Annotated in this window: 19 protein-coding genes; 9 read left to right on the top strand and 10 right to left on the bottom strand. The window is 49.2% G+C overall.

Features of this window, described 5'->3' with window-relative positions:
* Positions 1-17 precede the first annotated feature (17 nt).
* The 3 genes from B2X65_RS12385 to B2X65_RS12375 all read right to left on the bottom strand — a co-directional run bounded on the left by B2X65_RS12385 (position 18) and on the right by B2X65_RS12375 (position 2,856).
* Positions 18-1,613: a methyl-accepting chemotaxis protein gene (locus B2X65_RS12385; protein ID WP_290612918.1), complete on the bottom strand. Its 1,596-nt coding sequence runs from the start codon at positions 1,611-1,613 to the stop codon at positions 18-20.
* 231 nt (positions 1,614-1,844) lie between these two features.
* Positions 1,845-2,039, bottom strand: coding sequence for a hypothetical protein (locus B2X65_RS12380; RefSeq protein WP_290612916.1), 195 nt, complete (start codon positions 2,037-2,039; stop codon positions 1,845-1,847).
* A gap of 166 nt (positions 2,040-2,205) precedes the next feature.
* Positions 2,206-2,856 (bottom strand): DUF2726 domain-containing protein, encoded by a 651-nt coding sequence (locus B2X65_RS12375; RefSeq protein WP_290612914.1) that lies wholly within the window; start codon positions 2,854-2,856, stop codon positions 2,206-2,208.
* A 195-nt stretch (positions 2,857-3,051) separates the two neighbouring features.
* On the opposite strand from B2X65_RS12375, the gene aceB reads away from it, so the two are divergent.
* Complete coding sequence (gene aceB / locus B2X65_RS12370) at positions 3,052-4,656, top strand: malate synthase A (protein WP_290612912.1); 1,605 nt, start codon at positions 3,052-3,054, stop codon at positions 4,654-4,656.
* A 543-nt stretch (positions 4,657-5,199) separates the two neighbouring features.
* On the opposite strand, the gene B2X65_RS12365 is transcribed toward aceB, so the two are convergent.
* Positions 5,200-6,138, bottom strand: a complete 939-nt coding sequence (locus tag B2X65_RS12365) for a LysR family transcriptional regulator (RefSeq protein WP_290612910.1) — start codon at positions 6,136-6,138, stop codon at positions 5,200-5,202.
* A gap of 192 nt (positions 6,139-6,330) precedes the next feature.
* Here B2X65_RS12365 and B2X65_RS12360 point away from each other — a divergent pair, with 192 nt between their 5' ends.
* The 4 genes from B2X65_RS12360 to B2X65_RS12345 all read left to right on the top strand — a co-directional run bounded on the left by B2X65_RS12360 (position 6,331) and on the right by B2X65_RS12345 (position 12,898).
* On the top strand, positions 6,331-7,917 hold the full coding sequence (locus B2X65_RS12360; RefSeq protein ID WP_290612908.1) for an isocitrate lyase: 1,587 nt from the start codon (positions 6,331-6,333) through the stop codon (positions 7,915-7,917).
* A 178-nt stretch (positions 7,918-8,095) separates the two neighbouring features.
* Positions 8,096-11,341, top strand: coding sequence for a winged helix-turn-helix domain-containing protein (locus B2X65_RS12355; RefSeq protein WP_290612906.1), 3,246 nt, complete (start codon positions 8,096-8,098; stop codon positions 11,339-11,341).
* Between the two features lie 36 nt (positions 11,342-11,377).
* The gene (locus tag B2X65_RS12350; protein WP_290612904.1) at positions 11,378-11,752 is read left to right on the top strand and encodes a DP-EP family protein; all 375 of its coding nucleotides are present in this window, start codon (positions 11,378-11,380) and stop codon (positions 11,750-11,752) included.
* A 177-nt stretch (positions 11,753-11,929) separates the two neighbouring features.
* Positions 11,930-12,898 carry a sensor domain-containing diguanylate cyclase gene (locus tag B2X65_RS12345; protein ID WP_290612902.1) on the top strand — a complete coding sequence of 323 codons (969 nt, stop codon included), beginning with the start codon at positions 11,930-11,932 and terminating at the stop codon, positions 12,896-12,898.
* Positions 12,899-12,970: 72 nt separating this feature from the next.
* On the opposite strand, the gene B2X65_RS12340 is transcribed toward B2X65_RS12345, so the two are convergent.
* From B2X65_RS12340 to B2X65_RS12315, 6 genes are all read right to left on the bottom strand, one after another.
* The gene (locus tag B2X65_RS12340; RefSeq protein ID WP_290612900.1) at positions 12,971-13,198 is read right to left on the bottom strand and encodes an RNA-binding S4 domain-containing protein; all 228 of its coding nucleotides are present in this window, start codon (positions 13,196-13,198) and stop codon (positions 12,971-12,973) included.
* 44 nt (positions 13,199-13,242) lie between these two features.
* Positions 13,243-13,947: a tRNA-uridine aminocarboxypropyltransferase gene (locus B2X65_RS12335; RefSeq protein WP_290612898.1), complete on the bottom strand. Its 705-nt coding sequence runs from the start codon at positions 13,945-13,947 to the stop codon at positions 13,243-13,245.
* A gap of 82 nt (positions 13,948-14,029) precedes the next feature.
* Positions 14,030-14,371 (bottom strand): DUF3718 domain-containing protein, encoded by a 342-nt coding sequence (locus B2X65_RS12330; protein ID WP_290612896.1) that lies wholly within the window; start codon positions 14,369-14,371, stop codon positions 14,030-14,032.
* Positions 14,372-14,519: 148 nt separating this feature from the next.
* Positions 14,520-15,263, bottom strand: a complete 744-nt coding sequence (locus B2X65_RS12325; RefSeq protein WP_290612894.1) for a LytR/AlgR family response regulator transcription factor — start codon at positions 15,261-15,263, stop codon at positions 14,520-14,522.
* The gene (locus B2X65_RS12320) at positions 15,247-16,332 is read right to left on the bottom strand and encodes a sensor histidine kinase (protein ID WP_290612892.1); all 1,086 of its coding nucleotides are present in this window, start codon (positions 16,330-16,332) and stop codon (positions 15,247-15,249) included. Before B2X65_RS12320 ends, B2X65_RS12325 begins: the two co-directional genes overlap by 17 nt.
* Positions 16,329-17,378, bottom strand: coding sequence for a sensor histidine kinase (locus tag B2X65_RS12315; protein WP_290612890.1), 1,050 nt, complete (start codon positions 17,376-17,378; stop codon positions 16,329-16,331). The genes B2X65_RS12320 and B2X65_RS12315 overlap by 4 nt, the downstream gene beginning before the upstream one ends.
* Positions 17,379-17,564: 186 nt before the next feature.
* Here B2X65_RS12315 and B2X65_RS12310 point away from each other — a divergent pair, with 186 nt between their 5' ends.
* From B2X65_RS12310 to B2X65_RS12295, 4 genes are all read left to right on the top strand, one after another.
* On the top strand, positions 17,565-18,575 hold the full coding sequence (locus B2X65_RS12310; protein WP_290612888.1) for a M14 family zinc carboxypeptidase: 1,011 nt from the start codon (positions 17,565-17,567) through the stop codon (positions 18,573-18,575).
* Positions 18,563-19,327, top strand: coding sequence for an alpha/beta fold hydrolase (locus tag B2X65_RS12305; protein ID WP_290612886.1), 765 nt, complete (start codon positions 18,563-18,565; stop codon positions 19,325-19,327). The genes B2X65_RS12310 and B2X65_RS12305 overlap by 13 nt, the downstream gene beginning before the upstream one ends.
* A gap of 32 nt (positions 19,328-19,359) precedes the next feature.
* Positions 19,360-20,265 carry a pseudouridine synthase gene (locus B2X65_RS12300; protein WP_290612884.1) on the top strand — a complete coding sequence of 302 codons (906 nt, stop codon included), beginning with the start codon at positions 19,360-19,362 and terminating at the stop codon, positions 20,263-20,265.
* A gap of 157 nt (positions 20,266-20,422) precedes the next feature.
* Complete coding sequence (locus tag B2X65_RS12295; protein ID WP_290612882.1) at positions 20,423-22,063, top strand: methyl-accepting chemotaxis protein; 1,641 nt, start codon at positions 20,423-20,425, stop codon at positions 22,061-22,063.
* Positions 22,064-22,068: the final 5 nt, after the last annotated feature.

Below are 22,068 nucleotides of genomic sequence, written 5' to 3'. Positions count from 1 at the left end.
TGTTGCGTGATACGGCGTTAAGCCACTTTAAACTGACGGGCCAGTTGTTGCAGTTCGGTGCCCAGCCGGCTTAAATCATTGCTGGCAGCCGCCGTCTCTTCACTGGCCGTGGCCGATTGTTCGGCTACATCCCTGATACTGAAAATACTACGGTTAATTTCTTCGGCCACGGTGCTTTGTTCTAATGCCGCGGCAGCAATTTGCTGGTTCATCTGCTGAATGCTGGTCACCGCACTATTAATGGCCTGAATGGCCTCGCCGGCTTCATCAGCGCTTTCCAGAGTATTATCAGCCAGGCCAGAGCTTTTATGCATATTGCTTACTGCCGCTTCAGCTTTTTGTTGCAAGGTGCTGATAAGCTGTTCTATTTGCCCGGTTGATTCCTGAGTACGAAACGCCAACGCTCTGACTTCTTCGGCAACGACTGAGAAACCACGACCTGCTTCACCGGCGCGAGCGGCTTCAATGGCCGCATTAAGGGCCAGCAGGTTGGTCTGGTCGGCTATGCTTTTAATTACATCCAGTACCGAGCCAATGTTGTTGCTCTGCTCTTTCAGCTCACCAAGAGAGTTAGCTGATGTTGTCACTTCATGAGCCAACGCCTTTATTTGCTTAATGGTTTTTTGTACTACCTGCTCACCAACATCAGCCTGGGCAGAGGATTCAGTGGCTGCAGCAGAGGCATCTTCAGCACTTCTGGCCACTTCCTGTACCGTGGCCGCCATCTCGTTCATGGCGGTGGCAACTTGTTCGGTTTCTTGTTTTTGCTGATTAACGCCATTGGCATTTTGCTCAGATATCGCTGCCATCTCTTCAGTTGCCGTTGCCAGTTGAGCGATGCCGGCCGTCAGATTATTTATCAGCGCCCGCAGGCTGATACTCATTTTTTGCATTGCCTGCATCAACTGGCCAGGTTCATCCTGGCGATCGGTTGGTAAATCCTCTGTAATATCTCCCGAGGCAATTTTTTCCGCCACTCTGACCACATGCTGCAAGGGAGCTACCACCATTTGGGTAATGATGATTGCCGCCAACACACCAATAATAATGGCAATTATCGCAGCAATAATAATCATCCATTCTAACTGATTAGTTTCTTGATCTAATATCTGCAGTTGATTGGCAACCGACCTTGTACCCGCATCGTCCGCCGCAAGGGCAGCGGTGACCATTTGCTGCTCTATTTCCTGCAGCTGCGCTTGTTCAGTTTGCTGATTAGTATTGCTAAGCAGCGATAATTGCTGTTGATACGTAGCAATGTTGGCCAGCATCTCCCGCATTAACGCGATACTTTCTGCATGGGTAAATGCTTCCAGGCTTTTCTCACCTAACTGTCTTGCCTGGGTGCTTATTTCGATTGCCTGTTGTAAAAACCTCGGCTCCTTTTGGATAAAGAAATTTTTATCCTGATGGCGCGCTTCGCTGATTAGCAGGTTAGTCTCACTGACATTCGTTACCACCTGAAAGCGGGCGTTCATGCTGCTTAGTGCGTTGTAGCTCAGCACTGAGCTAATCAGTAAAATAAGCAATACCAAGCCAAAACCGGTAAGTAATTTGGCACGAACACTCAGATTCTGGATTAACGTGGATTTATCAGACGATTTCTCAGACATAGTGGAGCCTCGTATTCAGTGACAGCTACCCCTCTTTATAACTAGATATTATTCTTGATGTTGATTGACATTTCACAGAATAAATAGAGGGCGCTGTGAATTTTTTGATACTGCTTAAGCTTAAATGCAATTAAGGTGAATGCAAGTTATTCGCAATTTACAACAACGGCTCTCGTTAATAAGATAAAGGTCAGCAAATGCTGACCTTTGATTCTTCCGGCCAGAAAACCGCTAAACACTGATATTAATATTTTGTCCGATATTACCTACAGGTGACGCAGCAGAGGTTTGCTCAACCGTTTGCATGGCACTTTGGAGCAATATATTAGCCATCTGTGCTTGCTGATTTTGCTGTTTTTTCGCCATAACGGCGCCCAGTATTTCAAAGCTCTGTGCGTTTGCCAGAGCAGCAACGGATTGACTCATAGTACCTCCTATTAACAATACGTCAGCAGGGTATCGGCCGCAGTTAGGAAAACTTTAGGTGTTTTTATTGCTATTAGGCTTTCAAGCATTCTTTTTAACGTAAAAATGCCGCCCGTGTAAGGGCGGCATTTACATGTAGCGTAAATTGAATTATTTCAGCCAGACGCTAAGACGCCTGAATGAGTCCGGTTTGCTGCGCTTTAATCTGAGAGTGCGATAGCACCGGGGTTAGGCCAGTGCCGGCTGGTTGTGCGGGTTTGTAGGAGCGTACAGGCCGGGTAGGGCCTTTTTTAACCAACCCTTTATACATAGGCTCGGCTTTTACTACTGGCTTACCTAAGCGCTGGGCCAGTGCCTGTTGTAAATCGGTGGCGGTGTAACCGGCTTTAATTTTAATGCGTAAATAAGGCACGCCAGCTGCTTCTAATGCGCCGCTGACAAACCAGTCTGGTGCGGCTTTGTGGCCATCTTTGTTGCTATTATTTACCAGGTCCAGCACGGCAATCACCCGCAGGTCATCGGTTGAGCACAGCACAAAATCCAGATATTTCGCATTAAGTTTTACCGAAGTGCTGCGTCGGGCTTTCTCGTTAGCATTGCCTTTTACCTCAATTAAATCGGCAAGTTTAATTCGGTTTAAAATTTTATACTCACCCTCCACTGCTTTTTCCAGTAAGTTCTGAAATGAGCGCTCAACCGGACTAAACAGACTGCTGCGCTTTTGCACCTGAAAAGGGTTGCTGTTATCAATAAAGCGACTGGCTACCATAGCTACCAGCACCACCAGTGCTACCAGCAACAACATAATAATTTCCATGTCCACCTCCGACGATAATTTGACATACCCAGTAATAATAGAAATTTAAAGCACAAGTCGTGCCATCAATTTCAATTGCTGTCCTTTATTACTATTGTTTTAGGTGATGCTAAGCATTTTAGCCATTAATGGCATTTATGGTTTGAAAGGGCTTATAGTTAGTGTACTAACAGCAACAACGGAAAAGGTTTGAATATGTCTGATACCATTACCCGGGCGGGATTGACCATCGCCGGCGAACTTAGCAGCGAGTATGAGCAAATTTTAACCACGGAGGCCTGTGCCTTTGTCACTGAGCTGGTGCGGGAGTTCCGGCCACGTTTAACCGAATTACTGGCTAACCGGATCAGCCGCCAGCAGCAATTTGATAATGGCGCCTTACCTGATTTTTTGCCAGAAACCGCACCAATTCGTGGTTCAGACTGGAAGGTAGCGCCTATTCCTGCCGATTTGCAGGACCGGCGGGTTGAGATAACCGGCCCGGTAGATCGAAAAATGATCATCAATGCCTTAAATGCTGATGTAAAAGTCTTTATGGCCGATTTTGAAGACTCGCAGGCACCGAGCTGGGCCGGCGTTATTGAAGGGCAGATTAACTTACGCGATGCCAATTTAGGCACTATAAGCCACACCGATCCGCAAAGTGGTAAACACTATGCGTTAAAAGATAACCCGGCGCTGTTAATTGCCCGGGTACGCGGCCTGCATTTATGGGAGAAACACCTGCTGGTGGATGGCGCGCAGGTACCGGGTTCACTGGTCGATTTTGCGCTGTATTTTTATCATAACTGGCAAACCCGCTTAAAAAATGGCTCAGGTGTCTACTATTACCTGCCAAAACTGCAAAGCCATACTGAAGCCAAATGGTGGGATGAGGTGTTCAGCTTTACCGAGCAAAAATTCAACGTAGCGACAGGCACTATTCGCGCCACGGTGCTTATTGAAACCCTGCCTGCCGTGTTTGAAATGGATGAAATTCTGTATAGCTTAAAAGATCATATTGTGGCGCTTAATTGCGGCCGCTGGGATTATATTTTCAGCTATATCAAAACCTTAAATAACCATGTGGATCGGGTATTGCCCGACCGGCAAGTGGTTACCATGACAAAGCCATTTTTAAATGCGTATTCACGCTTGTTAGTTAAAACCTGTCATAAGCGCGGCGCGCTGGCTATGGGCGGCATGGCGGCCTTTATTCCGGCTAAAGATGCTGAGGAAAACGAAAAAATTCTGGCGCGGGTTACTGCCGATAAAGAGCTGGAAGCCAGCAATGGCCACGATGGTACCTGGGTGGCACACCCAGGTCTGGCCGCTACCGCCAATGGCGTATTTGCTAAATATCTGACTGGTGGCAAGGTTAATCAGCTTGATGTCAGCCGGGAGCAGGATGAAGAAATTACCGCAGCTGAGCTGTTAGCGCCCTGTGATGGTGAACGAACAGAAGACGGTATGCGTACTAACATTCGGGTAGCGCTGCAATATATTGCCGCCTGGATAAGTGGTAAAGGTTGTGTGCCGATATACGGCTTAATGGAAGATGCGGCAACAGCCGAAATTTCCCGCACGTCTATCTGGCAGTGGATTAAGCATGGAAAAAGTTTAAGTAATGGTAAGTTAATTACCAAAGCCTTGTTTGCCGACTTTTTAGAGGAAGAGGCAAAAGTAGTGTTGCAGGAAGTGGGAAGCGAGACCTGGCATAGTCAAAACTTTGACCGGGCCAAGCAATTGCTGCTGGACATTACCACAGCTGATGAACTGGTAGAGTTTTTAACACTACCAGCTTACCAGCTGCTTGATTAACCTGAGTAAACCAAACCAAAGGCGCTGCCATTGCTGACAGCGCCTTTTTTGTTTTATTGGTTAAGCCAATACCAGAAGGAGAACGGCTGGAACCCCGTTTTGGTCGACACAGAGTGTCTGAGTGAGTGCGCAAGCGCGAGCGAGTTGCTGTGGCGAGCCAAGGCGGGTGTTGCAGTTGTTCTCAGACATGCCGGATACAACACTCTTCCTCACTCGCCGGGGCAACTCGCCCGTTGCCTTGCGGCAGGGGCTCAGACACTCCCCGGCTCCTTCAAAAGAGGTTCTATCCTCTATTGGTTAAGCCAATCTTCGAAAGAGAACGGCTTGAACCCCGTTTTGGTCGACACAGAGTGTCTGAGTGAGTGTGCAAGCGCGAGCGAGTTGCTGTGGCGAGCCAAGGCGGGTGTTGCAGTTGTTCTCAGACATGCCGGATACAACACTCTTTCTCACTCGCCGGGGCAACTCGCCCGTTGCCTTACGGCAGGGGCTCAGACACTCCCCGGATCCTTCAAAAGAGGTTCTATCCTCTATTGGCTAAATAAGCTAATTTAATTCATCTGCGGTTTCGACAATCAACCTTCTGAACCAGATATGGCTGGCGTCCTGGTGTAATAGCGGGCTCCAAATCATTTTCAGTTCAATCGACGGAATAGCAAAAGGTGGGTCCATAATGGCCATGGTCGGGTCTTTTTCATATAGTTTAGCCGCGCGGCTGGGCAGGGTGGCAATTAAGTCTATGCCTACTGCCAGGTGCATTGCCACATGATAATTACGGGTAAATACCGAGATATTGCGCTGCTTGCCAAGCTTAGCTAAGGCCTCATCTACCCAGCCGAGCTTTTGTACATCTTTAGGATCCATACCCACACCAACCCCAAAACCGGTTTTACTAACCCAGATATGCTGGGCTTTTAAATAGCTGTCTAGATTAAAGCGTTTGACTATCGGATCACTGGCATTAATCAGGCAAGAAAAGCTATCGCGCCAGACCGTTTTCTGGTGAAACGACTGTGGCAGCTGATCAAAGCGGTTAATCGCCATATCTACTTTGCCGTTTTCCACGTCATGAAAGGTCACGTCCGAGGGCGTCATAATATCCAAGCTGGTTAATGGCGCCTGTACACGCATCTTCTTCAATAATGCTGGTATCAGCGTCGAAGCAGCGTAATCACTGGCCATAATCCGGAATACCCGCTGACTATGCAGCGGTTCAAAATCTTTATTCGGCTGCAGGGTTTCTTCTAACGTGAGTAGCACACCACGCACCACAGGGGCCAGTTCGCGGGCGCGCTCGGTCGGAACCATGCCATCCGAGGTGCGTACTAAAATAGGGTCATTCAGTAAATCACGTAGCCGTTTTAAGCCATTACTCATTGCAGGCTGCGTAATATTCAGTTGGTTTGCCGCCCGGGTTACGTTCTTTTCGCGCAACAACACATCCAGATAAACCAGCAGGTTTAAATCCATCTTATTAATATTCATCTGCAAAATGCCTTTGGCTACAACTATAACTGAGTTGAATCATAACATTGGCTGGGCTGTGCTCGTCAAGCGCAACTTGGTATTCACAAGGAAAATGATGAGCATCATAAAAATCAGCTGGATGAATTGTTGTTTTGTTATCTATAGTGAATGACAACAACCCGCACAACAGTTTTAGAAAAGGAAACGGCCATGACAGCTTATCAAGATGATATCAGACACTTCGACAACGTATGCAAAGAGGTCGGTTCTGCCTGGAACGCGATTAGCCCGGAATACGCCGCACGGATGAAACTGCAAAACCGCTTTAAAACGGGACTGGACATCGCTCAGTACACGGCAGACATTATGCGCGCTGACATGGAAGCTTATGACGGTGATACCAGTCAGTACACTCAGTCATTAGGCTGCTGGCATGGTTTTATTGGCCAGCAAAAAATGATCGCTATCAAGAAACATTTCGGTACCACAAAGAAAAAGTACCTGTATTTGTCGGGTTGGATGATTGCCGCATTACGCTCGGAGTTTGGGCCACTGCCTGATCAGTCCATGCATGAGAAAACCTCAGTTCCTGCATTAATTGAAGAGTTGTACACCTTTTTGCGCCAGGCGGATGCCCGTGAACTGGGTGGCTTATTCCGCCAGTTGGACGACGCGACCGATGCAGCCAAAAAAGCTGAGATCCAGGCGAAAATAGATAATTTCGACACCCACGTGGTGCCAATTATTGCCGACATTGACGCCGGTTTTGGTAACGCCGAAGCGACCTACTTACTGGCAAAGAAAATGATCGAAGCCGGTGCCTGTGCAATCCAGATTGAAAACCAGGTGTCGGATGAAAAGCAATGTGGACACCAGGATGGCAAGGTCACCGTGCCACATGCCGATTTTCTGGCCAAAATTAACGCCGTACGCTACGCCTTTTTAGAGCTGGGCATTGATAACGGCATTATCGTGGCCCGCACCGACTCTCTGGGCGCAGGTTTAACTAAACAAATTGCAGTAACCAACGAGCCGGGCGATTTAGGCGACTTATATAACAGCTTCCTGGATGGTGATGTGATTAGCGGTGCTGACGATATTGCTAATGGCGATGTGGTGGTAAAAGCTGACGGCAAACTGTTAAAACCAAAACGTTTAGCCAGTGGCCTGTTTCAGTTTAAAAAAGGCAGTGGTATTGACCGGGTCGTGCTCGATTGTATTACCTCACTGCAGAACGGCGCCGACTTGCTGTGGATTGAAACCGAGAAACCGCACGTTGGCCAGATTGCTGAAATGGTAAACCGTATTCGTGAAGTGGTGCCAAACGCTAAGCTGGTATATAACAACAGTCCGTCCTTTAACTGGACCCTGAATTTCCGCCAGCAGGTGTTTGATGCCTGGGAGAAAGCCGGTAAAGATGTCGGCCAGTACGATCGTAAGGCATTAATGAGCGCCGAATACGACAGCACGGAACTGGCACAGGAAGCGGATGAGCGTATTCGTACTTTCCAGGCCGATGCGGCTCGCGATGCCGGTATTTTCCACCACTTAATTACCTTGCCAACGTACCATACTGCTGCCTTGTCTACCGACAACCTGGCAAAAGAGTATTTTGGTGAAGCCGGTATGCTGGGTTATGTCGCCGGCGTGCAACGTAAAGAAATCCGCGAGGGTATTGCCTGTGTCAAACACCAGAACATGTCGGGTTCAGACATTGGTGATGATCACAAAGAGTACTTCTCAGGCGAAGCAGCGTTAAAAGCCGGTGGTAAAGACAACACCATGAATCAGTTTTAAACGATTGGTTGCTTAAATTGTTTCGCTACGTGGTCAGTTGACCCCAGGCAGCCGTTAGGCTGCCTTTTTTATAGCTGTAAGCACGGTTAGCTCCGTCACGTTATGCCCGTATTAAGCACTAAACTAAATTAGCCCGGCGTGATATGTTTAGGGCATAGTCGTTATTAAAAAGTCTTTTATGAGTGAGTCATTTTTCTTTGGTGCCTGGCAGGTAGAGCCGGCAGCCAACTTATTGCGCCAGGGCAAGCAGCAGCAACAGCTTGAGCCTAAAGCGATGGATGTACTGGTGTTGTTGTGCAGTAAGCCGGGTGAAGTATTCACTACCGATGATATTGTCAGTCACTGCTGGCCGGGAACTGCCACAGGCGATAATCCGCTGCATAAAATACTGACCCAGCTACGTAAAGCGTTGGGTGATAACGCCACCAACCCCAGTTATATTGAAACCATCCGCAAACGCGGTTACCGCACGCTGGCAGAAGTGCGTTTTCCACTGGGGCAGCAGCAAAGTGTTAGCGAGCACAGCTGGCAGCAAGGCTCGCCGTTTCCGGGCTTGCAGGCCTATGACGCGCGTTTTGCCAGCGTGTTTTTTGGTCGTGGCGCACAAATTGATACGCTACTTAGCCGTATCGCACAGCAAATTAAATTCGGCCGCGATTTTTGCCTGCTGCTCGGCCCCAGTGGCAGCGGTAAATCATCATTAATTAATGCCGGGGTTATGCCTAACCTGATGCAACCGGGCGGCTTTAATGGCGTTGAAGTGCTATCTTACAGCAGCCTGGATTTGGCCGATGTCAGCAAAGACCAGTTATTTAGCAGCCTGGCCAGTGCGTTGCTGGATTGGGAGCTAAACGACAGTCCGGTGTTTGCCGGTGATAGTGCCGCTAGCCTGGCGGATAAACTACAACACCAAAGTGACGCGCTGCTGCAGCAGTGCCGTCAGCTGCTAGCCAATGGCAGGCAGTACACCCGGCGTTTTGCGCTGTTCGTCGACCGCCTGGAAGTATTGTTATCGTCGCCTCTGTTTAGTGAGCAACAGCGCAGCGACTTTGTTGGGCTATTGGAGCAACTGGCCAGCAGTGGCGCTGTGCTGGTGCTAAGCGCGTGTCGCAACGAGTTTTATCCCGATCTGGTGGGTTACCCAAGCTTAATGGCGGGTAAAGCAAAGGGCGCGCATTTTGACTTAGCCGCCCCCGGCCGTGCCGATTTACTGCAAATGATCCGCTTACCGGCGCTGGCCGCCGGCCTTAGCTTTGACACCGACCCCGCGACAGCGCAGGGGCTGGATGAAGTACTGGTGCAGGAAGCAGCCAGTAATCCCGATGCCTTGCCGATGTTGCAATACACCTTGCAGCAGCTGTACTTGCAGCGTAGCGAGGACAATAAATTACTGTTGTCCGTGTATAACGCGCTGGGCGGCATTGAGGGCGCAATTGGTAAAAATGCCGAACAAGCCATTAAAGGCTTAAGCAACATCGAGCAAAATGCCCTGCCGCAGGTGTTGTCATTGCTGGTAACGTTGCGTGAAGACGAGCAAAGCATTACCAGCCGCAGTGCCAGGCTCCAGCAGCTGCACACCGATGCCGAGCGGGCACTGGTCAATACCATGATCGAGCAGCGTTTGTTTGTGTCTAACCTGCAACACGGCGAGCCTAGTTTTAGTATCGCGCACGAAGCGCTGCTAAGGCGCTGGCCGCGCGCCACCGCCTGGATATCCGAACACTTTGACAGCTTAAGCGTAAAAAGCCGTTTGCTGCATTTAAGCCAGCGCTGGCAAAGTGAGCAACGTAACAACGCTTATTTACTGGCTGAGGGCAAACCGCTGCAAGAAGCGCTGTTACTAAAGCAAAACCGTTTATTTCAGCTAGACCCCGAAGAGCGGGAATTTATTCAGGCATCCAGCAACAAAGCCCGGTTAAAACGCTGGAGCCGGCGCGCGACCTTTACCATGTTGTGCCTACTTACTGTGACAGCGGTGACCATGGGCGTGCGCAGTTTTAATGCTGAGCAGCAGGCCCAGCAAAAGCGCCTGGCGGCAGAAAACCTGCTGGGGTTTATGGTCGGCGAGTTTGCCGACAAACTGCGCAGCATCGGCCGCATGGACTTACTCGACGGTATCAGCAATAAAGCGCTGGAATATTTTACTGATTACTCCGCTGATGACAGCAGTTTAAGTATTGCTGCCAGGTTACAGCACGGCCAAACCTTAGAGGCCATGGGCGAGGTGGCCTACTCGCGCGGTAAAACCGACGAAGCAGTAGCAGCATTACAAGCCGCCAGAGTGCAGTTAGAAGCAGTATTGGCGCAGCAGCCCGATAATTTAGAGCTGTTAAAAACACTCGGTGCCAATGCGTTCTGGCTCGGGCAAATACAATACGATGCCAGCAACTGGCAGGGCACTCAGCCTGAGTTTCAGCGCTATTACCAGTATAGCGAGCGCATGTATCAGTTAGCCCCTGAAGATTCAGATGCCATTATGGAGTTGTCGTATGCCACCAACTCCTTGGGCTCGCTGGCTATGAATCGTCAACAATTTGATATTGCGCAGCAGAATTTTCAGGAGTCTTTGCGGTTAAGGTTGTTAGTGCAAGCACAGCAGCCAGACAATAAAAAACTGCTGGCAGATATTGCTAATACCCGCTCCTGGCTGGCCAGCGCTGCGCTGGCACAGGGCGATATCAGTGCTGCTGTATCTGTGCATAATGATATTCAGCAAGCCATGTTGAATGCTGGCAATGATGCAGAGCTCTACTTATTGGAGATATTAGTCAGTAGTTACCAATTGTCTGCAAATTTACTGGGCTTTCTGGGACAGCATTCGGACGCCCTGAGTAATGTTGAGGCGTCTACTGTGATTATCAACAGAGCACTTACGCAAGACCCCGACAGCAGTCGCTGGCGAAACAATAAATACTACGCTTTTTATCAGTCACTGAAATTTTCGCCGGATAACTCTGTGCAACATATTAAACAAAGTCCGGCACAATTGGCTGAGTTGTTACAACAGGATGGCTCAGATTTGTCTGCATTGACAGACAGGCAGATGCTGGCCAGGCAATGGCTGACTGCTGCAGAACAGCTGCTTGCCAGAGGCGATGTTCAAACAAGTATCCGCTATAGCCAGCAAGCGCTTGCCGCGTATCAGGAACTGATCAGAGAAAACAGCAGTAATCTTCGTTTTATTGTGGCCAGATCAAACAGCTATCTGCTGTTAGCAAAAGCACTGTCTAAAACCCAGCGGCAAGAAGCGCAAACGTTTTGTCAAAATGCGCTGAACGATCTTGCCGATATCGTCAAAAAAAACAAAGAGCCTGAATTTACCATTCCCTATGTTAAAGCGCTTGACTGTCAGGGAGCATTGGATATTCAGTCCGACGTTGTAATGCTATTGAAGCAACATGGCGTATTAAATTTTAACTTTTAACACTTCAATTTGAATCACAAAAATAAGGAAAAACAGATGGTCAATCCTCAGGCTTCAGAATTAATTCAGGTTATGGTTAATCTGGTAAACGGTGAACCCCAATTTAGCTATTTAGACAGTGGCGGTCAGCCAATTGATGGTGATGTGACCGTGACGCTGGCTGAAACCATTACTTATCAGCTGGTCGATAATACTGGCAAAGGCCTGAAATTTTCCGGTGCCGGTTTTACCACTCCTTTTGATGGGGTGATTGACAGTGTTGCGGTATCAGCGGATGGCATGCAATTGCAGATGGTTGATACTGACCAAACAGCTGGCAGCAGCAAATTCCAGTTTGTTCTTACAAACACGACAAACACCCTTATGATCTTAAGCCCGGATCCTGAAGTTAAAAATGTACCACCTCAATAACCGCTGAAATTAGCAGATAAATATAATAAGCCCGCTGACGGGCTTGTTATATTTAGAAATTTCTTTCAAGTAAATCAATTAAATTCAGTGGGTTAAATCAGAAGGTTGTCAGAAGGTTCACACGTATAGAAAAAGCTAAAGTTGGCAGCAGTTAAACCAATTTAGTGAGATACGCCGATGAAAACTGCACACAACAAAACCTTACTGCAACCTATGGCGCTGAACGATGACAGCCTGTGGCCGGATGAAAATGGCCAGGCCAGCGGCCTGGATGTTGGCAGTTTTATTCAGTATCTGGCCGAGGCGGTGCTGATTGTCAGCCCGGATGGCATCATTGAGTGTGCCAATGCCAAAGCCGCGTTATTACTTAATTGCATTAGTACGCCGTTAATCGGCAGGCGCTGGCCAGAGTTTTTAACCAGCCGCTGTCAGCAGCAATATGATGGCCTGGTGAAAATGGTCGCTAAACGAGTGTTATCCTTGCAGGCGGGGCCAAGCGAAATGGCACTGCGCTGCGCCGATGGTGTGGTGAAAGACATCGAGCTGTCAGTGTCGTTTTTACCGGAGCCTGAAGCACGCTTAGTGCTGGTGATGCGCGATTTAAGCCGCTATAAGGCAGAGTGTGAGCAATTACGACAGCAGGCTACCACTGATGCGTTAACCGGTCTGACGAATCGCCGTGGTTTTGATGAGCAGCTGCACAAACAGTGGCAACAATGCACCGATGACCGTCGGCCACTTAGCGTGGTGATTATTGATATCGATTTCTTTAAACAGTTTAACGATAGCTATGGCCATATTCAGGGCGATGCCTGCCTGCGTAAAGTGGCGGCTGCGATTATGCAGGCTATGCCGCTGGAGGCGAAACTTGCCGCCCGTTATGGCGGAGAAGAGTTTGCCCTGATCCTGCCCAATCATAATCAGGACGGTGCGATGAGGGTGGCGCGGGACGTGCAAAAAGCCGTACGGCAACTACAGTTTCGCGATGCCGGCTTACCGGCAGCGACCAGTGTTTCAGTCAGCCAGGGCGTTGCAACAGAATTCAGCGGCCAGTACCGCACCAGCATGGCGTTGTTGTGCGCGGCCGATACCGCACTGTACCGGGCAAAGGCCGAGGGCCGCGATTGCATTAATACCGGTCACTAATACCGGATATTGATAGCGTGGCTAATAATTAGTGATATGAGCCTGGTAATTATAAACCGGGCTTTCGCCACCTTATTGCGCTGATTTCAGGTTCAGGGTTTCGCTGCCAAATATAAGGGTATCACCGGCAGTTACCTGTTTGCGTTTCTGGGTTTCCACCACCCCGTTTACTTTTACCAGGCCGGCATCGACTGCCGCTTTGGCTTCACCACCACTGCTGCATAACCCTTCAAATTTTAACACTTTATATAACTCTACCGGCTGCTTGCTTAAAATAACGTCACGGGTGTTGTTGCTCATAAAATAGGCCTTTTATTCAGTAATGTTAGCGGGTTCGCTTAGGTTCATTCGCTTAGATTTAAGTGTGGCTTGCCAACCAGATAGGCTCGGCGAAACTGGCTGAAATACTCAGCCAGGCACTTAGCCGCATTTATTTCGCCCGCCATTGCCAGCACCTCAATGGCTACTTCAGCAGTGCAAAGCTGATGCAAATGAGCGGCTTCGCGCAGGGCATAACGTGATGCCTGCTCGGGCTGAATGCCCAGTACCGGCAACTTTGCCAGGTAAGCACTTTTAAACATTTTTTTTGCTTCACGCCAGGTGCCATCCAGCATCACAAATAATGGTATTTTGCCGCGGGTAGCTAACGCTAACTGATGGGTATCCTGCAGGCAGCGCTCTGGTACCGCATACTGCTGCGGAAAGACCAGCACCGGGGCATAACGGCTGTCGGTTAATAATGCCAGTAATGCCGGATCAGGTTGGGTGCGGTCCCAGACAAACGCATGGTTATCGGCGATAACATCGCAAATTAGCCGCCCGGTGTTACTTGGCTTGTAGCACTCGCCGGTATACATAATAAAACAAAAGGCACAGTTGCCGGCGGCTACAGGTTTAGCTGCACAAATACATTCGCTGGCCGGCAGCAGACACTGCTGGCAGCGCACCACTTTGCTGCCACGGGCGTTAAACACCCGCTTAGCTTTTGCCAGCTGTTCGGTGCGCAAAGAGAGTATGGCATTTTTTTGTAAGCCGATGGCAGGTGACATGATGTTTTAACAGTCAGACGTAGAAAAGCCGCTATTGTAGCGGCTTTTGGCAGTAACTGCGCGCTGATTTTGAGCTGTGGCATTAATTTGCCGCAGGCGCTGCTACGTCATGAATTGTGACACGGCCTTTGATCCGATCTTCGTACGGCTTAAGCATCGCAACCACTTTTGTCGCCTGATTAAGCCTTGCAAAATCGGTTAACAATTTGCCATTGCAAACTATTTTTTCTACCGCACTTTGTTTGCTGATACGGTATTCCTGCAGAGTGTTGTGTAAGCTACGGCGATCATCGTCAGCCGTGTTGGTACAAACCTGCACTAAGGCGTTATAGATATAACTGTCTTCGTAAAAAACATCGGCGCTTGCCGGTACTGCCATACTGGCACTTGCCAGAGATACTGCGAAAATAAGTGTAGTTTTCATCGTATTGTCCTCTGATATCTGGGTTATGGCGTTTGCCATAGCGTTAGTTTGGCAAGGATCAGAAAGGATTACCGCCACGATGGGGTAAGCGGTGGCATGGTTGTTATCAAGTGATAAGCCGGTGCTGAGCAGGGATAAACGGTATTATTCAGCTTTGAGGAAGCGCAGTTAACTGCCCGCTCCAGTTTAGCTTGTAACGCCTGGAGGCATTGACCAGTTTGCCATTGCTTAATACAAACTGATAATCATTGTTATGGGGTTGCAGTTTATGGACATGATGCAGATTCAGTAAGGTAGAGCGATGGACCTGAACAAATTGTTCCGGCAGGCGTTGTAGTAAGTCTTTCATCGTTTCACGGATAACCAGCGTTTCGTTCAGGGTATAAATACACATATAATTGCCGGCTGCTTCAATCAGCAAAATTTCAATGTCGTCCAGTAACAGGGTGGCGCCACCGGTTTTAAAGGCCAGTTTGCTGGCAGGGGCAGGCTGAGGTTGTTCGGGGTGTTTATCAAGCGCTGTTCTGGCATCCAGCAGTGATTGCGCCAGGCGCTGGCGTGACACCGGTTTAAGCAGATAGTCAAAGGCAAAATGTTCGAACGCGGCAAAAGCAAATTGCTCGTAGGCGGTAACCAGAATATACAGTGGTCTTGCCATGGCAGAGCCTTTACCGGTTTGCTGTAAAATATCAATGCCTTTAACCCCCGGCATCTGAATATCCAGAAAAACCACATCGATATCAGGGGCGGTTTGTAAAAAACGTAGGGTGTCGTCACCATTATCAAAGCAGTCGACAATCTCCAGGTTTGAGTATACTGCCAGTTTAGCTTTCAGGTTGCTGATGGCCAGAGGTTCATCGTCGGCAATAATCACTTTAAGTGGCTGGGTCATAGAGGGCCTCCGTGGCAATGTTAAGCTGGCTGTAAAAGCCCGTTGCGTTGTAACTAAGGGATAAACTGGCTCTGTGGCCAAACAGCAGCTGCAATCGCTCAGTCAGGTTAATCAGGTTTGCCGGACGCTGCGTGTCAGCCCAGCCGGCGTTGGGGTCAGCACCTTGCTGGGCCAGGGTGATCTGCAATTGTGTGGCCGACTGCTCCAGCCGGATAATCAGACACAGCGCGCCGGCAGTTTCTGCCACACTGTACTGAATAGCATTTTCTGCCAGTGGTTGTAGCAACAGCGGCGGTATCAGTAAATCAGGTAACGGTTGTGGTAATTGCCAGCTTAGCTGCAGCCTTTCGCCAAAGCGGACTTGCTGAATTGTCATATAGGCTGTTAGCGCGTCGAGTTCCTGCTGTAACGGAATAAATTCATCCTGCTGATTTCTCAGCGAGTGGCGCAGGTAGACACATAAATGCTGGATCAGCTGTTCGGCATCATGGCCGCTGCGCTGCACGATCAATGCATTTAAGGCATTGAGGGTATTGAACATAAAATGCGGGTTCAGCTGATAGCGCAATACTTTTAATCTGGCCTGGCGTGCCTGCTTAGCCAGTTGTTGTTGTTTAACCAGGCCGGCAAAATGCAACTGGTTGGTTTTCAGCAGCATAAATACCGCCAGCCAGCCGGCTAATGGCAATAACACCAAATTAAACGCCAGAAAGAATCTCAGGTTGGAACTGACACCCTGCAGCATATCGGATGCATAAGTCGTAATCAGATACTGGCGCAGCAACACCATTAGCAGCCACCAGGGCAGTAACACCAGCAACAGCCGCCGTAACTGAACCAGCAACGGTCGCCGTTGTGCCAACTCATGCTGGCCCAGAATGCCGGTAAGCAGAATACTCAGTACGGTAACCAGCGTATATATCCACAGATAGGGCCAGCTCAGCTCATCCTGCAGCGGTACCAGCACGTTGAGATGGGTAAACTTGATCAGCAGATAACTTAACCAGTACAGCAGATGCCAGTACCAGAAGCCCGCCAGGCGCTGCTGTTCAGCGCTTGTTGCCGTCATGCCGTTTGCCATGGCAAGCAGATACTGACTGCAAACCCCTGAGGGCTGGCACCGATTTCCAGCCGGGCTTTATCGCCAAAATGTTGCAGCAGGCGGTTACGAATATTATCCAGCCCGACCCCGGCACCGCCGCAATCAGCTTGTAACTGCGAGCCCGGGCCGTCATCACTGACACACAGTTGCAGGCTGTCCTGCTGTCGTTTACCGCCAATGGTAATGGTGGCGCCCTGTTTACGGGTTGCGACCGCGTATTTAATGGCATTTTCCACCAGCGGTTGTAACAGTAAAGCTGGGATCCGCTGCCGTTTTAACTGTTCATCAATTTGCCAGTTAACTTTCAGTTTGTCACCGAAGCGGGTTTTCTGCAGCAGCAGATAAGCATCGATAGCGGCCAGCTCATCGGCCAGCTGTACCAGGCTGTCGGGTGATTTACTCAGTGAATAACGTAAAAATGTCGCCAGCTGCTCCGACATCGTTTCGGCATCATCATAGCGCTCTGCTTCCAGTAACGCGCAAACAGAATTCAGGGCGTTAAAAGTGAAGTGCGGATTAAGCTGCTGACTTAATGCCTGTAGCTCCAGTTGCTGGATTTTCTGGCTAAGCTCGGTGGTTTGAGCCAGCCGTTGCAGCTGCTGCTGATACAATAACACCGTCAGGAAGCAGGCTGTCCAGACAAAAAATGCCAGCACTGAGGTGTCAAGGTTGCCAATCAGCAGCCGGGCATCGACAACCTCTTTGTCCCATAACAGCAGCCAGAAGGCATTCTCTGCCGGAATATAAAGTGCCGCAACAACGATCACGCCCGCCAGTAAGTGCCAGTTGCTGAATGCCTGCTGGGCAAGTCGTTGATGACTCCAGATAACTAATGCCGCTGTCAGCAGCATTGCTACCAGCTCACTGGCCAGCATCATCGGTAAATATGTCCAGTTAAAAGGCTTTTCTGATATGACGGCAACCTGCCAGGAGGCAAGCAGGCTCAGCACTAAAATGGCTAACCAGTAGTACAGATTAAAGCGTAATAACGTTCCCCGACAGACTAACGGCATAACCGTCCCCACAATCTTGATTAAGCATTAGTATAAGTGCCACGGCCAATTTTGCTGCGCGCTCTGGATAAGCGGATGAAAATCCGGGGTAAAACCAGTGATAATCTTCATAAAACTGCCATGTTCAGCCGCCGGATATCAGATATGCTGGCAATTAAATTTTTTTGGTATTGATTCGAGGTTTGGTTGCAACTGCAGGATATGCTGCCGGAGCTTGGACAGCTGCAGCAATTAATTGCCAGCGCGCCACAGGCGCTTCGCTCAGAAATACTGACCACAGTGCCGCATATGACTGAGCAACTGCCGGTGTATGCGTTAGCATTAGGTAATCCAGAACCAAAGTTACCGGCCGTAGTACTGGTCGGGGGTGTCCACGGCCTGGAGCGGATAGGTACCCAGGTAGTGCTGGCGTATCTGCAAACCCTGCTGGAAAGGCTACCCTGGGACAAATGTTTACAACATACCCTGGAACACTGTTGCATTTATTTTGTGCCGCTGCTTAATCCCGCTGGCATGGCAAATGGCTGGCGGGCAAACGGCAACTGTGTTGATTTAATGCGCAATGCCCCGGTAGAGTGCCAGGAAGGCGCGGCTTGGCTGGTCGGCGGACAGCGGTTCAGCCGGGCCATACCCTGGCATCGGGGCCGGGCGGATAAAATGGAAACTGAAAGCCAGGCTCTGGTAAGTTATATCTCACGCGAGTTATTTACCCGGCCGTTCTCATTGGTGCTGGATTGTCACTCAGGCTTTGGCCGCACCGATCGGATCTGGTTTCCTTACGCGAAAAGCGCGCAACAGCCTATTTCGCATCTGGCTGAAATGTATCGTCTGCGTCAGCTGTTTTTTCAGACTTATCCGTATCAGAACTATATATTTGAACCTCAGTCGCAACATTATTTATGTCATGGCGATTTATGGGATTATCTGTACGATCAGGCGCTGGCGCAGCACACAATGATGCTGCCGCTAACGCTTGAAATGGGCTCTTGGAACTGGGTACGGAAAAATCCGTTTCAGTTGCTATCCAGCCTTGGCATGTTCCATCCGGTGAAACCACACCGGGTTAAACGGGTGCTGCGTAGTCATTTGGTCCTGATTAATTTTTTAATTAATGCTTCCTTGTCTTATCAGAACTGGTTACCGTTAACCAACCGCCGTCAACTGGAAAATGCAGCAACTAAGCTATGGTATCAGTAACCGATAACCTAACCCCGGTACTGTTATTGCGTGGCTTAACCCGCGAGCAGCGCCATTGGGGCCGGTTCAGTCCTTTGCTGGCTGAAAAACTAACTAACCCTGTACTGGGTTTTGACTTTGCCGGCAGCGGTGAGCTGTATCAGCAACGTTCGCCATCCACTGTCAACGCACTACGTCAGTCCGTTCGCAGCCAGTTGCTGTCGCATCCCGCTTTCAACGGTAAGGTGCATCTGGTGGCACTGTCGCTGGGGGGCATGATGGCAGGCGACTGGGCGCTGGCTTTTCCTGAAGAAGTCGCGTCGGTAACTTTAATAAACAGCAGTGCCAGGCCCCTGGCACCGTTTTACCAACGCTTACGCTGGCGAATTTACCCGGCGCTTGCCAGATTATTATGGCTGTCAGCCAGCGCGCGTGAACAATGTATTTTACAGCTGACCACGGCACAGGCTCATCAGGACCCGCAGCTGGTATGTCAATGGCAGCGTTGGCAGCAGCAAAGACCGGTGTCAGCAGCAAATGCGCTGCGTCAGTTACTGGCCGCCAGCCGGTTCAGGCTAAGTGCTAAGCCTGACTGCCGTATACTGATTATTAGTAGTCAGGGCGACAAGCTGGTTAATCCGCAATGCTCGGTGGCGCTGGCAAACTATCTTCAGGCCGCGCATCAGCGGCATAGCTGGGCCGGTCATGATATTGCGCTGGATGACCCGCTCTGGCTGGCCGGGCAAATAAGCCAATTTATTCAGCAGCTGTGATAATCTAGTGCTTATTTTTGCCGGAACACGTTATGTCGATAGCCCGTCAGGCCTCTGAAATTACTTTACCAGCGATTAATAAGGGCTGGGATACCGTGTTGCAGTTTTTATGCAGCCGGTTTGAATATATCAGCGAACCGGTCTGGCGCCAGCGCATGGCAGATGGCAAAGTGTTCTGGTTTAATGGTGATGCGGTGACGCCCTCGACGCCTTTTTCGCCAAGTAAAAGATTGTGTTATTTCCGTGAGGTGGCGGCCGAGCCGGTGATTCCGCTGTCACATCATATTATCTTTCAGAATGACCATATTATTGTTGCTGACAAACCCCACTTTTTACCGGTAACTCCGGGTGGCGACTATGTTAATGAATGCCTGCTGGCCCGCTTACAACGTGATACTGGTATTGACGATATGGTGCCGGTGCACCGTTTGGACAGAGATACCGCAGGACTGGTACTTTTTTCGGTAAATCCGCACAGTCGGCCAGCGTACTATCAATTGTTCAGTCAGGGGGCTATCCAAAAGCAGTATCAGGCTGTGGCAATGTTAACGGCGGCGGCACAACAGCATGAGTTGCCACAGCACTGGCATATTGAAAACCGGATTGAAAAAAGTCACCCCCGCTTTATCAATGCGGTTGTGCCGGGCGAGGTTAATGCGGTGTCTGATATTAAGCTGGTGGCGAAAGCCGGCGTGCTGGGACTGTTTGAGTTAATGCCGCGCACTGGCAAAACCCATCAGCTGCGCTTGCATATGCTTAGCCTTGGCATGCCAATAATGCATGATAACTATTACCCGCTACTGCAGGCTAAATCGTTGCCGCAATTTGACACGCCACTGCAGTTGCTGGCCTGTGCGTTAAGCTTTGTCGATCCGGTTACTGGCGATGTTAAGGCATTCAGCTCAGATCTTAAACTTTCTTCATTTCAAACCCTGTAATAATCAAACATCTAGCGGAATGTTCCGTCACTATAAATTTTGTCATTTACTGTCTGGTTGTTGGTAAAACTCTACTATGCTAATGAAAGTACTTTGCTAATAAGAGTGCTGAACTTGCCACTTTTGGCACGTTTTAGTCAGGGGATATAAGCGCATTATGAATACACTAAAAAACCTCTCGGTAAAAATGCAGATCTCTTTACCTATTTTAATCCTCTCTGTGCTTATTGCTGTAGTGGGCTTGAAAAGCCTGCTAACCATTAATAGTGTTATCGCCCGGACAGATGTCGCGATTAGTAATTTAAGTCCGGCTACTACCTCAATATTAAATGCGGATCGTGATCTTTATCAGGCTGAACTGGCACTACGTGAATATGTGGTATTAACGGGCGAAGGACAAGATATCACTGAGGTGCAACAGGAGTTTACCGATAATGTGAAGCAAGCATTTGATCGGATGGAAAACGCGGCGGCATTAGTTCGCGATCACGACGTGCGCGTGATGCCTGCTGCAGAATTTATGCAGGTGTTTAACCGCTGGCGAACGGCTGCAGATCAAGTTATTGGTTTTGCAAAACAGAATAATATTACTGAAGCAAGAGCGCTGATCACCGGTGCTGAAGGTATAGCATTTGCGACTTTACGCGAAGAATACAATGGCTTAGGTGAACGAATTGAAGATCGCCTGGTGATATTAGAACGCGAGCTGAGTTCGTATGTAAGTTTGCAAAAGAACCTGACCATACTACTGGTGATCATTGCCTTTAGCATTGCAATCATAACCGTTATATTTAGTCCGAGACTTATCGTTAAACCATTGGCACAGTTAAAAAATATGGTTAGCGACCTGGCCAGTGTCGGTGGCGATTTGACCCGTCGTATCCCGGTGAGCAGTGACAATGAAATTGGAGATGTGGCAAAGCGAACTAACGATTTTATCGCTACGCTACAAATGATGATGCAGCAGGTACAGCGTCACTTAGCAGATTTGGAGGATGCATCTGCAAATATTGCTGAAAAAACCAGTCAAACCAGCGCTAAAGCCGAACAGCAGACCGGTAATATTGAACAGGTGCTGACCGCCATTCATCAGATGCAGCACGCGGTGCAGGAGATTGCCGGAAATGCTGCGTTAACCAGTGATGCAACAGAGCAGGCCAATACTGATGCAGATAGCTCAGGCAAAGTGATCCGCCAGTCCATGGGTGAAATTGGTGTGCTGGCACGTGATATTGAGCAGGTGGTGCAGGCAATTAATAAGCTGGAGGCAGAAAGCCGTAACATTGTTTCGGTACTTGAAGTTATCGGCGGTATTGCTGATCAAACCAATTTACTGGCATTGAATGCAGCAATTGAGGCGGCCAGGGCAGGCGATGCTGGTCGTGGCTTTGCGGTTGTTGCTGATGAGGTTAGAACGCTGGCATCACGAACACAGCAATCGACCAAAGATATTCACGATATGATTATGCGATTGCAAACCGGTGTTAGCGACTCAGTAAACGCCATGAACAACGCTAAAAAACAAGTGTCCGAAACTGAGCAACATGCCGCGTCAGCCAGTCAGTATCTGGATCGCATTGTGTCCGGTATTGCGAATATTAATGACATGGCTATCCAGATTGCTGCGGCGACAGAACAGCAATCAACGGTTTCTGAGCATGTTAATCAGACAGTAAATGGTATTAGTCAAAATGCCGCAGAGTTATCTGATCTGGCTCGCAATACCGGCAATGACGGTAATCGGGTACAACAATTGGTGCAAGTTGTTAGTGAACAGGTTGGTCGGTTTAAAGTATAAATGGC

The organism is Arsukibacterium sp. UBA3155 (assembly GCA_002364615.1).
Lineage (GTDB): Bacteria > Pseudomonadota > Gammaproteobacteria > Enterobacterales > Alteromonadaceae > Alishewanella.
This window is presented reverse-complemented; position numbering and strand designations above follow the sequence as displayed.